This is a genomic window from Verrucomicrobiia bacterium, assembly GCA_035946615.1.
In the GTDB taxonomy this organism is placed as follows: domain Bacteria; phylum Verrucomicrobiota; class Verrucomicrobiia; order Limisphaerales; family UBA8199; genus DASYZB01.
Genome location: DASYZB010000023.1, coordinates 39,883 through 51,729, shown reverse-complemented (window position 1 = coordinate 51,729; position 11,847 = coordinate 39,883). Strand labels below are relative to the sequence as shown.

The 11,847-nt window shown below is 56.8% G+C and carries 8 protein-coding genes; 4 read left to right on the top strand and 4 right to left on the bottom strand.

The window, feature by feature from the left end; translation table 11 throughout:
* Together VG146_03765 and VG146_03760 are read left to right on the top strand one after the other, a co-directional pair.
* Nucleotides 1-2,005: ATP-binding protein (locus tag VG146_03765; protein ID HEV2391461.1), on the top strand; the 2,005-nt coding region annotated here is incomplete at its 5' end.
* A 2-nt stretch (nucleotides 2,006-2,007) separates the two neighbouring features.
* Nucleotides 2,008-4,731 carry a response regulator gene (locus VG146_03760; GenBank protein HEV2391460.1) on the top strand — a complete coding sequence of 908 codons (2,724 nt, stop codon included), beginning with the start codon at nucleotides 2,008-2,010 and terminating at the stop codon, nucleotides 4,729-4,731.
* A 68-nt stretch (nucleotides 4,732-4,799) separates the two neighbouring features.
* Here the strand turns inward: VG146_03760 and VG146_03755 are convergent, their stop codons facing one another.
* The 3 genes from VG146_03755 to VG146_03745 all read right to left on the bottom strand — a co-directional run bounded on the left by VG146_03755 (nucleotide 4,800) and on the right by VG146_03745 (nucleotide 9,176).
* Nucleotides 4,800-6,017, bottom strand: a complete 1,218-nt coding sequence (locus VG146_03755; GenBank protein ID HEV2391459.1) for an aspartate kinase — start codon at nucleotides 6,015-6,017, stop codon at nucleotides 4,800-4,802.
* A gap of 19 nt (nucleotides 6,018-6,036) precedes the next feature.
* Complete coding sequence (locus tag VG146_03750) at nucleotides 6,037-7,389, bottom strand: homoserine dehydrogenase (protein ID HEV2391458.1); 1,353 nt, start codon at nucleotides 7,387-7,389, stop codon at nucleotides 6,037-6,039.
* A 389-nt stretch (nucleotides 7,390-7,778) separates the two neighbouring features.
* A complete protein-coding gene (locus VG146_03745) occupies nucleotides 7,779-9,176 on the bottom strand; it encodes an SEC-C domain-containing protein (GenBank protein ID HEV2391457.1) in 1,398 nt (465 codons plus the stop codon).
* Between the two features lie 213 nt (nucleotides 9,177-9,389).
* Between VG146_03745 and VG146_03740 the strand changes: the two genes are divergently transcribed.
* Entirely contained in the window at nucleotides 9,390-10,154 is a 765-nt protein-coding gene (locus VG146_03740; protein ID HEV2391456.1) for a helix-turn-helix domain-containing protein, read from the top strand.
* Nucleotides 10,129-11,127, top strand: coding sequence for a site-specific DNA-methyltransferase (locus VG146_03735; protein HEV2391455.1), 999 nt, complete (start codon nucleotides 10,129-10,131; stop codon nucleotides 11,125-11,127). Before VG146_03740 ends, VG146_03735 begins: the two co-directional genes overlap by 26 nt.
* Before the next feature lie 64 nt (nucleotides 11,128-11,191).
* On the opposite strand, the gene VG146_03730 is transcribed toward VG146_03735, so the two are convergent.
* Entirely contained in the window at nucleotides 11,192-11,719 is a 528-nt protein-coding gene (locus tag VG146_03730; protein ID HEV2391454.1) for a hypothetical protein, read from the bottom strand.
* Nucleotides 11,720-11,847 lie beyond the last annotated feature (128 nt).

Sequence of the window (11,847 nt, the reverse complement as noted above, 5' to 3'; positions counted from 1 at the left end):
GGCCGCTCCGGCCTTATCCTTCTGCTGGAGCAGGAAAAAAGCGAAAAATCCACCTCACCCAAACCACCTGACATCCGAAACCAAATCCCTCAATTACTCAACACGGACCGCCATCAATTATCGAGATCGCTCTCATATGGGCGATTTCTCGCCACATCTGGAAGAAGCGCTCATCCGTCGTTTAAAGCCTGTTGGATTACCAACTCCTCTTGCCGCCACAGGCGAGCAGATTCTGCTTTATGGAACCAATGACGCCTCTCTTGTCGAGCTTCGCGCCGAATTGCTTCAATACATCCCGCATTCTGCACAACCCAAACTGGTGCTCCAGGAAGGTCCGATCATTTTTACCGCCCAACTTTCTTCCGGCAGATTCCCTATTGGCATCTACAACTGGCGCCCCGGAAGTCTGCTGCGCCTGAGCGGCGTGTGCTCGATTCAAGGCAGCGATAGCCATAGTCCCCAATCCTTCCGCATTCTCCTTCCCAACCCTGAAGCCATTGCGCTCCTGAAAGCCCCTCCAGCATGGGGCGCGCGGCATCTGGTGGTTCTTGCAGGGACGCTGGGATTTGTCGCACTCATCGCCTTCTCCTGGATCTTCGCCCTGCGCCGGCAGGTCCATTCTCGCACGACAGCTCTGCGGACCTCGCAGGCGACGCTCCAGCGGGAAGTAGAACATAATCGCGCCCTCTCGGAGTTGGGCCGCCGGCTGAGCGCCGCCGCAACGCCCAAAGATGCGGCCATGATTATCTTTGAAGTGGCGGACCGCTTGATAGGGTGGGATTGCGCCCTCTGCGACATGTATTCGCCTGAAACCCATCTGACCTCGCACGTGCTGAATATTGATTTAATCGATGGCCGGCGTGTTGAATGCCAGCCGCAATTCACCCAATTACCGCCCTCCCCGCTGGCTCGACGGGCCATTGAATCCGGGCCGCAGCTCTTGCTGCGCGAAGTCTCGGAACTTGAGAAGGCCGAGGGAGTACCGTTCGGCGACACGGCCCGCCGGTCCCTCTCCATCCTGTATGCGCCTGTGCGAAACGGCTCGAATGTTGTGGCCGTGCTCTCCATTCAAAGCTACAGGCCGCATGCCTATGATGAGCGGGACTTGGCCACCCTGCAGGCATTGGCGGACCACTGCAGCGGCGCTTTGGAACGAATCCGAGCGCACCAACGACTCCTGGAGGTTTCCCGCCAGGCGGGGATGGCCGAGGTTGCCACAGGCGTCCTTCACAATGTTGGGAATGTCCTCAACAGCGTGAATATTTCGGTGACTCTGCTGGCCCAGCACGTTAAGGATTCCTTTGCCCGCCGCATCGCCAAAATCTCCGATGTATTAAACAATCATTCCCGGAACCTCTCTGAGTTCCTCACCTCTGACCCAAAAGCTCACGACCTGGCGGCTTACGTCAAGCAGTTGGCGGCTGTCATGGCCGCCGATGAGGCCCGCTTCCGTGGCGAAGTAGAATCCCTCGCCAAAAATATAGACCACATCAAACAAATCGTCGCCATGCAGCAAACCTACGCCCGGCTCGCAGGCTCGACAGAAACGATCCCTGCGTCGGACCTGGTTGAGGATGCCCTGCGCTTGAACGCCGGCAGCCTCTCCAATCATAAGGTCCAGGTCTGCCGCGACTACCCGTCGAAACAGCCCCTGGTGACGCTGGACAAACACAAGGCCCTTCAGATTCTCATTAACCTCATTCGCAACGCCAAATATGCGTGCGACGAATCCGAGCGATCGGATAAAAAACTCACGATGCGCATTGGCAATGGCGACGGGCGCGTGCGGATTTCGATTGTTGACAACGGTGTGGGCATCCCACGCGAGAACCTGTCCCGCATTTTTACCCTTGGCTTTTCCACACGCAAAGACGGCCACGGTTTTGGCCTGCATAGCGCCGCCCTGGCCGCCAAAGAACTCGGCGGCAGCCTCAGTGTCCAAAGCGAAGGGCCCGGCGCCGGAGCCACCTTCACCCTCGAACTGCCGGTCGCATCTTCCAACTGATCATGAGCAACTCCCTCCAGCCCCCTAACCACCGCATCCTGGTCATCGACGATAACCCCTCGATCCACGATGATTTCCGCAAAATTCTTCGCGCCACAAGCCGTCCTGATTTCGACGCTCTCGAGGCCGCGTTGTTCGACGAAAATAAAACCGGCGCGACTCCGGTTCAATTCGATGTAGCGTCCGCTTACGACGGGAAGGAGGGCCTCGATGCGGTGAGCGGGGCAACGAACGCAGGAATCCCCTTCGCCCTGGCCTTTGTGGACATCCGGATGCCCTCGGGATGGGATGGAATTGAAACCATAGCTCACCTCTGGCAGGTCGATCCCGAATTGCAGATTGTCATCTGCACCGCCTACTCCGATTACTCCTGGGACGAAATGGCGACGCGGCTAGGCCATCCCGAGCGCATCTTAATACTCAAAAAGCCTTTCGACGTCATTGAGGTCCTGCAGCTTGCGCATACGCTCACCGAAAAATGGCGTCTGGGACGGATTTCCAAGGCGACCCTTAAGGCGTTGGAAGAGTCCGTCGAGCAACGCACCCGCCAACTGCGCGCCTCCAACCGCGAACTCACCACGCTTGCGGCAGAAAGACAACGCGCGGCCAGGCGGCTGGAACGCGCCAACCGGCTCTATTCAGTCCTCAGCGGGATAAACGAACTGATCGTCCGCGCGCGTTCGGTCGATTCTCTCTGCCAGGAGGCCTGCCGCGTCCTGGTCCAGGAGGGTCATTTTGTAATGGCCTGGTTTGGCGCGCTGGACCCCGAGACGCTTTTGGTCCGGCCAACCGTTTGGTTCGGCCACGAAGAGGGTTATCTTTCCGACGTAACACTTTCAGCCAATCCTGATTCAGAGTTGAGCTCCGGCCCCGGCAGCCAAGCCCTTATCCAAGGCCGGGTCGCTCTTTGCAACGACATCGCCCATGACCCAGGCATCGATGTGTGGCGCGAAAAAGCCCTCAAACGCGGTTACGCTTCCGTTGCCGCCTTTCCGCTTAGGACGGACGCCCGAACCCTTGGCATCCTGGCCCTCTATAGCGGTGAAGCAAATTTCTTTAAGGAGCACGAGCTGACACTCCTGGAAAGGCTCTCGGCCGATCTCTCATTCGCGATTCAATCGATTGAGCAGACGGTCCAATTGAGGCTTCAGGGCGCTGCACTCAGCGCCGCTGAGAATACCATTGTCATCACCGACCTGAACGGCGTGATTCGATGGCTTAATCCGGCATTCACGCAGCTCACCGGGTATTCTGCGGCAGAAGCGCTTGGGCGCAAGATGAGTCTTTTGAGATCGGGCAAGCACCCCGTTGAATTTTACGAACAGCTTTGGCAAACAATTTCATCCGGAAATTCGTGGCATGGCGAAATGGTGAATCGCAGCAAAGATGGGTGTTTGCTCACCTGCGAAGCCAGCATCACGCCCATCGTTGATCCCCAGGGGGCCATTACCCATTATGTCGCTATCCAACACGATGTCTCGGCCCGGAAACGGGCCCAGGAAATCCTGCGCCAAACCCAGGAGCAACTGCGCCAATCCCAAAGACTCGAGGCCATCGGCCAGCTCGCCGGGGGTGTGGCCCACGATTTCAACAATCTCCTGGCAGTCATTCGGGGCAATGCAGACCTGGTTATCATGTTTGGAGACCAACTCAAGCCCGAAGCTCGCGAGTGCCTGCACCAGGTTGCCGCTGCCGCTGATCGCGCCGCCAATCTCACCAACCAGCTTCTAATTTTTGGCCGCAAACAAATCATGCAATCTCGCCCCATCGACCTAAACGGGTTGGTGAGTAATCTGACCAAAATGCTCAAGCGGATTATCGGTGAGCATATCAACCTCCAATGCGATTATTCCGCCAAGTCCCCTTACGTTCAGGCAGACCCAGGGATGCTCGAGCAGGTGCTGGTCAACCTGGTGGTCAACGCCCGCGATGCCATGCCTCGCGGGGGGCGTCTTATCGTTCGCACCAGCATCAGCCGAGTCGATAGCTCCCATGTCCGCACTCATCACGACGCCCGCCCAGGTTCCTTCGTCACCCTCTCGGTTCAGGACTTCGGAACCGGGATTCCCCAGGAGATCCTCCCTCGCATTTTCGAACCATTCTTCACCACCAAGGACGTCGGCAAAGGGACCGGCTTGGGCCTCTCCACAGTTTACGGAATCGCCAAACAGCACGAAGGCTGGATTGAAGTCTCAACCGAACTTGGGGTCGGCTCCACATTCGCTCTTTTTCTTCCGGAACTCAAAGAAGTGCCGGCTCAAACCCAAGCCGCACAGACAGGCCCAGCACCCGCTCGTGGCTCGGAACGCATCCTCCTGGTGGAAGATGAAGAGGGGGTGCGCGCTGTAAGCCGCGCCGTTCTCGAGAAATTCGGCTATCGTATTCGCGAAGCGGCCTCGGGCGGCCAGGCCCTCCAGCAATACTCCTCCTGCGCGTGCGATTTCGATCTGCTCCTGACCGATATGGTCATGCCCGGCGGGATTACCGGTCGCGAATTGGCCGAACGGTTGCGCGCCCATAACTCCGCCCTCAGAGTTCTCTTCACCAGCGGCTACAGTGGCGATTCACTGGGCCAGGACACCGCCTTCCTTCGCCGCACTCGCACTCGCTTCGTTCCCAAACCCTGCTCTCCCAATCAATTGTTGAACGCCGTCCGCCAGTGCCTGGATGATCCGCTGTTCGACCTCGAACGAATCGGAAACGAGGTCGCACAACCAATACATTGACCATAGATTTCACGGATGTCGTCCCGCGAATCGAAAATCTAAAATCAAAATTCAAAAAGGAAATCCATCTACCTCAAAAACACCTCATGCACGGCCCGCATCGCCTGTTCCCCTTTGGCGATATCAATCACCACAGAGATTTTGATTTCGCTGGTCGAGATCATGTCGATGTTTATCCCTTCGCGGGCCAGGATTTCGAACATCTTTCCGGCCACGCCTGTATGACTTTTCATTCCCACTCCCACGATCGAGAGCTTGGCGATTTTATCGGTGGCAATGACTTTGCCAAAACCGACCTCGGCCTTTAGGGAATCGATCACTTTTTGGGCCTTGAGCAAGTCTGGTTTATCGACCGTAAATGACAGGTCGGTGGCGGGGGCGCCGCTGCCATGGCTGATGTTCTGCACGATCATATCGACATTGATCGCCGCGTCGCCTATGGCCTTAAAGATGCGCGCCGCAATGCCGGGCTTGTCCGGCACTGCAACGAGCGTAATTTTCGCCTGGTTCTTGTCGAGCGAGACGCCCCGCACGACGATGTCTTCCATGTTTTTGGTTTCTTCTTTCACAATGGTGCCTGGATGATCGTTAAGACTGGACCGGACCTCGAATACCACCTCGAATTTTTTAGCAAACTCGACCGAGCGTGACTGCATGACCTTGGCCCCAAGGCTGGCCAGCTCGAGCATCTCGTCGTAGGAAATCTCGTCTAGCTTTTTGGCGCTGGACACCAGGCGCGGGTCGGCGGTATAGACCCCATCCACATCGGTGTAAATCTGGCACAGGTCTGCCTTGAGGGCGGCGGCCAGCGCAATGGCAGTTAAATCCGAGCCGCCCCGGCCCAGGGTGGTCACCTGCCCGTCGAGCGTCTGGCCTTGGAAACCAGCGACGATCACCACCTGGCCTTCGTTGAGCAGGTCATGGATTTTTTTTGGCGTGATGTTTTGAATCTTTGCCTTGGTATGAACACCATCGGTGACAATCCCCGCCTGGGCCCCGGTCAATGAGACCGCGGGCACATCCAGCGAATGAAGGGCGATGGCCGTTAAGGCGATGGTGGTCTGCTCGCCGGTTGCCAAAAGGACATCCATCTCGCGCTCGTTGGGCAGCGGCATGAGGTCCTTGGCCAGCTTAATCAGATTATCAGTCACCCCGCTCATCGCCGAGACGACCACAACCACTTTGTCGCCTTTGGCGCGATACTGGGCCACGCGGCGCGCCACGTTCCTAATGCGCTCGGTATTGCCTACGGAGGTGCCGCCGTATTTTTGAACAATTAAAGCCATAAATTCCTCTCAACCGGCTTCATTGGAAATCTTCAACGCGAATCATCACCGGCTTGCCTTTGATGACCGGCAACGCGGCTATGCGCTGGAGCGCCCGTGAGACGGCGCCATTCACGGCATCGTGCAGCATCAAAATCAACGGCACGCTCGCCCCTTCATGGCCTTCCGGCTGGATGACCGAAGAAATGCCAATCTGCAAATCTCCAAATATCCTGGCTATCCTGGCCAACGTTCCCGGCACGTCCACCACGTTTAACCGAACGAAATAGCGGGACAACACCTCGCCAATCGGCAGCACCCTGCCCTGGCGATCATGGGGGACGAACGGCGGCCGACGGTGTTTGGTTCCGAATTTCAGGTCCAGGGCTGCATCGGCGACATCGCTCAGCACGGCGCTGGCCGTGGCATCTTTGCCGGCGCCGCGGCCATAGAACAAGGTATCCCCGACAACGTCGCCGCGCACGAACACGGCGTTGAAGACGTGGTTGACACTCGCCAGCACATGCGAGTTGGGGATCAGAGTTGGATACACGGAGACCTGCACGCGGGCGCCTCCATTGTTTTGATGCCTTTTCTTCCCCGGGCCCTGGCCGGCTGGGTTCTGGTCAATTCCCTTGATAATCCCCAAGAGTTTGATCGTATAGCCAAACTGGCCGGCGAATTGCATATCAGCGCGTGTGATAGCGCGGATGCCCTCGACGTAAATGTCCTTGGGCTTGACCCAAAACCCATGTGCCAGTGACGCCAGGATGCCGACCTTGTGCTGCGCGTCCCAGCCGTCAATATCCAGCGACGGCTCGGCTTCGGCGTAGCCCTGGGCTTGCGCCTCGCGCAATACATCCGCGAACTCGACCCCTTCCAGCTTCATCCGGGTCAGAATGTAATTGCAGGTCCCGTTGACGATGCCGTACAGATGCGTGATGCGGTTGCCAACAAAGCCTTCCCGAAGGGCCTTGATGATCGGAATGCCGCCGCACACGCTGGCCTCATAATAGAGATTGGTGCCGAACTCTTTGGCAGCCGCAAACAGCTCTTCTCCATGCGCAGAGAGCAGGGCTTTGTTGGCCGTAATGACCGGTTTGCCAAGCCTCAGCGCGGTCAGGATCATGTTGCGGGCGATGGTGGTGCCCCCAACCAATTCAACGACGACATCCACGGCCGGGTCCTGCACCACCCCATTCCAATCGGTGGTCAGCAACGAGCGGGCAATCGGATACGGTCGGGGTTCATCCAGCGCCTTAACGGCCACTTTGCGAACGCCGATTTCGACGCCAATGCGCGAGGCCATCAGGCCGGCATTGAGCTGCAGCGCGTGAAACACGCCGCTGCCCACCGTCCCGCCGCCGATAAGCCCGAGGTTGACCTGCCGCATATTGGGCGCGAAGGATGCCCAGAACCAACCCGTGCGACAACTCCTAAAACGCCACTTCGACCCCAGATACCGCAGAGAAACGCAGATTCAAAAGGGAAATCGCCGGGAAGTTGCATTCGGCAGCGCGCCGCGAACGAGGCTGTGCTGCGGACAACCCTTTTCAAAATAGGCCAGGAAGAAATCTTTGCCGGGAGAACGCGCACAGTAGGCCCAGCCGCTGTATGGATTGGGATATGAGTTTGCCGCCCGGAAAGTCAGCTCCACTTTCTCCCACACGTGGGTGTCCCGGCACAGCCGCAACCAGACTGAAAGCGGACACGAAGAGCAGGAGCAACGGCTTCATGAATTCAAATGATCAACTCCTGAGTCTTACCAGTTGCTCAAGCGCCTTAGGCAGTCCCGGCTGAGGAGGCGGCGGGGACATCTTCCCCGCTCTGCTCCTGCGCAGCGTCAGCCATGGCATGGATGGACCTGCTGCAAAGGTTTATCAGAAACGGGTTCTGCGACGGATCATCCTCTCGCTCCACATAAATAATCGCGCCCGTTGCGCTTAATCCCGCCTCTCTTTCACCAGCGCCAAACAGCTCCTTGCGATAGGCTTTCAGGTCGGCAACAAGTTTTCTGAGCCGTTCCGGGCTGAAAACACCTTTGGCTATTTCACGCATAGCGGGCAGATAAACTGTGGAATAGGCTTCTTCCTGCTGGGTGTCAGAGAGTTGTGCGCCGTCCTGCACTGGCCCGTACCTCTCGAAAAGTTCTTCAACGATGCGATTGAACCGCGGCGCCCAGGGCTCCATCTCTTCGGCCCTCAGCAAAAGGCAGGCGGAGTCTTCTCGTTCAAAAAGCTGGATGGCCTGACGCAGCATGGTCCCTTCCGTTGCGACGGAGGATTGGACCAGGCCAGGGCATGCGTTGACCGCTTCTTTCAGTCGCTTCTCCTGAGCCGGATCGGCCAGGCCTTCCAGCCAATTTTCCAACTCCTCCGGGCTCATTGTTTTCGGGTCGCATCCCAGAATCTCTATTAGGTTTTCCTGCTCCTGGTCCTTCCGAGCGGCCCATTCATCGAGGCCCCACCTGAACATTTGCATCAGGAAGGGGTTGGTTTCATCTGTGTCTTCCACAGTAGCCAAGGCCGCAATCTCGATGAGGCGCGCTTGGATCAAACGCCCTTCTTTAACGTAGCGGGGCGCCAGCATCAGCAATTCCATGCTGGTCTTTTTCCGATACTCTTTCGAGGCCAAAAACAGGAGCGCCTTGAAAAAGAGCTTTTCAATCATTTCTTTGCCCTTAATGGAGGGCGAGTAGCCTGCCTTTTCAAATGCCTTCTCGACTTGCTCAGGCGTGAAACGCAAGTGTCTGAAGGCCTCCTCAGCGAAGAGTTTCTCTGTTATGCGGTTCAGGGCCTCATCGTCCGCAGCAAGCTTTTTAAATCCGTCCTCATGTAGGGTCAATTCCTTCGATGCTGCCTCAATCTCCTGCTCGCAATTTACGTATCTGATCAGGACTTCGTTCTCGTCGAAGAGACGCCGCAATTCCGGGTCGCGCTTAAGCATGCCCGATGACTCGAGTGATTTGAAAAGACTGCCAAAATTCTTCAAATTCTCAGGGGTAGGCTTCCAATCCGGCGCGGCCTCCTCAAGCCCTTCGAACGGGGCCTCCTCAGGCGGTTCCGGCGTTGGGGGGCGCGCAGCCAGGCGCGCCTGCTCATCCAGAGGGAGGTGACAGCGTTTGTATTTTTTGCCACTGCCGCAATGGCAGGGATCATTGCGTCCCGGTTTCGCGCTCATATAGAAATCTTTCTTTTGCTGCATGAAATCAAAGCGCGTTGGAGGCATTTTAGTAAAGACCAAAAAGAGACTATATTTTTTCCCACGAACGCCAAATCGACGTATCGAGGTACATGAGGAAGGGTCTCCTTGAAAGAATCTCTTGCGATTTCTTAAATTAAGACTCATAGTCTCTGGACTCATGAGGCTCATTTTGGCTCCACTGATCCGTGAATGCCGACGATCCAGGAATTGGTGGGCGCGCGGATACGCGAGCTGCGAAAGGCCCGCGGGTGGACGTTGGAAGATCTTGCCGAGAAAGCCCAGAAACACTACACGTATATCGGTGGCTTGGAACGCGGCGACCGAAACGTCACCCTTGAGGTTCTGCAAGCGGTCGCCAGCGCACTGCACGTTCCAATCAAGAGCCTCTTCAACATTGCGCCCCATCCCCTTGAAACCAAGCTCAACGCGACTTCGGATGATATTCTCTCGGCCATTCAGAAGGGTTTTCGCGCGATTATCGACGCCAAAGGCAAACTGGCCGAATATTTCCTGAATCGTGAACTCGACGAATTGGAGAAGAATGGCTCCATTTGCGATTTGGTCTGGTATGGCAGAGACGGCGAGCCAGATTTTACGTTCAGATTCCATGGAAAATTGTTGCGGCTTGAATGCAAGAACGTTCGATCACCCGACGCAAAGCGTAAGAATGACTGGGTTCGGGCGGAATTGCAAAAGACACGCAATTCCAAGGATGGAACACCAACGCGAGCCTACCGGGCGGATCAATTTGAAATCTTGTCGGTATGTCTCTTCAATCGCACGGGCGAGTGGAAGTATCTTCACATCTCAGTTCATGGCCTGGTCCGTCGCGAAGAATTCCCTGACCTCCTGGAGATCATGCAAACTGTTCCCCAGGTCGAGCCATACGGCCATTGGAGACAGTCGCTAATTGATGCATTCTCAGACTATGAAAACCGCTCGCAAGCTTCGTGAGGAGCCAAAGGCCTACGGAGCCCGCCTCCCAGAGGCCCATTTCAGCACAAGCCGCGGTGCCGCTTACTGCGGCAAAGCCGAGGAACTGCTGCCTGGTGTGCCGGACGATTCAGTCAATCTCATTTTTACATCACCGCCATACGCCCTCCATTTCAAGAAGGACTACGGCAACGTGGACCAGGACCAATACGTGGACTGGTTCCTTGGGTTTGCTTCCGAATTCAAGCGGGTGCTCAAGCCCGACGGAAGCCTCGTAATCAACATCGGTGGCAGTTGGCGTCCGGGCCACCCTGTCCGCGCACTCTGCCATTTTGAGGTCCTCATCCGGCTCGTGCGCGAGCATGGGTTTCACCTGGCCCAGGAATTCTTCTGGCACAACCCGGCCAAACTCCCGGCTCCAGCGGAGTGGGTAACGGTGCGGCGCATTCGTGTTAAAGATTCCGTCGAAGCCCTTTGGTGGCTCTCCAAATCCACCCAACCCAAGGCCGATAACCGCAAGATTTTGACGGAGTATTCTGAAGATATGAAACGCCTGCTGAAACGCGGATATCGGGCGAAAGAACGCCCCTCGGGCCATAAGATCACAAATAAATTCACTGCGCATGGTGGCGCTATCCCCCCCAACCTGTTGACGCTTGGAAACAACGATGCCAACGGATACTACCTCACCCGCTGCGCAGAGGAGAAAATCAAGCCTCACCCGGCACGCTTCCCCGTCCAGCTCCCGGAGTTTTTTATCAAATTTCTCACCGTCGAGGGTGACCTGGTTCTTGACCCGTTTGCCGGCAGTTGCACCACCGGCGAAGCAGCCGAGCGGCTGGATAGAAGGTGGATGGCGTTCGAACCTGTCCTCGACTACCTCCTCGGCGCTCAATTCCGTTTTGAGAAGACAGACCTGCAGCCTGGGGCTTCAATGACCGGACCAGGTTCCAGAATCGGGCCAAGCGCTGACCGGCAGATCGCTTTGCTGTAAGTGTCCGCCCTTGCCTAACCGACCGGTCACCTCCTCGTGCAAGGCCAAATGGCGGTGCCACGACTCAGAACTTTGGAATTGCGTCAGCTTTTCTTTGGCGTTCGGCTTCGATTTGCTGGGACCGCGCCACTAATGCGCTCGACCAGATTTCGAGCCATTTGGCCGGAGCGCTATACTTCGCGTGATGGCCGTCTTGGCTGACGTATTCGCTCATACGCAACATGAGCGAGAAGAATCCCATACCGGTTGCTCCTACAAGCTGCCAATGTGAGCCGTTGCTCGCGAGTGCGGCAACGATCTGTTCGTCGGTCCACCAATTCGGGAGCGTGTAACGAATATAATGGCACTGTTCGCCCGAAAAATCGGCATCTATGGAAAGAGTATCGCTGCGGAAAGACAGGCGCTCGCAAGGGGCGAACGAACCGGTGAAGCTGGTGCGAACGGACGTTCCATATTTCTGGAGCATCTCGCTGCGGGTCTGAAGAAACTGGCGAGAGGGTTTCGCGGATTTCTCAGGATTGCCACACGCACAGAGGCTGACCAGGATGAACACCAGACTGTGCCGCGGGGATAAAGCGAACACTTTCTGCATAATCATCAGAAACAGCAATCGAAGTGCCAAGGGAAGGGAGCGCAGGGCGTACGGTAGAATTCTCCGGGTCGCATGCCGATTCTCATTAACGCCCCGCTTCAGCGGGGTGAGCGCGCTCTGGGCGGGCC

Bases quoted from the DNA above. Each gene is read 5' to 3' on its own strand.
- VG146_03755 (HEV2391459.1), bottom strand. From the start codon at position 6,017: ATGGCTTTAATTGTTCAAAAATACGGCGGCACCTCCGTAGGCAATACC.
- VG146_03730 (HEV2391454.1), bottom strand. From the start codon at position 11,719: ATGCAGAAAGTGTTCGCTTTATCCCCGCGGCACAGTCTGGTGTTCATC.
- VG146_03760 (HEV2391460.1), top strand. From the start codon at position 2,008: ATGAGCAACTCCCTCCAGCCCCCTAACCACCGCATCCTGGTCATCGAC.
- VG146_03735 (HEV2391455.1), top strand. From the start codon at position 10,129: ATGAAAACCGCTCGCAAGCTTCGTGAGGAGCCAAAGGCCTACGGAGCC.
- VG146_03745 (HEV2391457.1), bottom strand. From the start codon at position 9,176: ATGAGCGCGAAACCGGGACGCAATGATCCCTGCCATTGCGGCAGTGGC.
- VG146_03750 (HEV2391458.1), bottom strand. From the start codon at position 7,389: ATGCGGCAGGTCAACCTCGGGCTTATCGGCGGCGGGACGGTGGGCAGC.
- VG146_03740 (HEV2391456.1), top strand. From the start codon at position 9,390: ATGCCGACGATCCAGGAATTGGTGGGCGCGCGGATACGCGAGCTGCGA.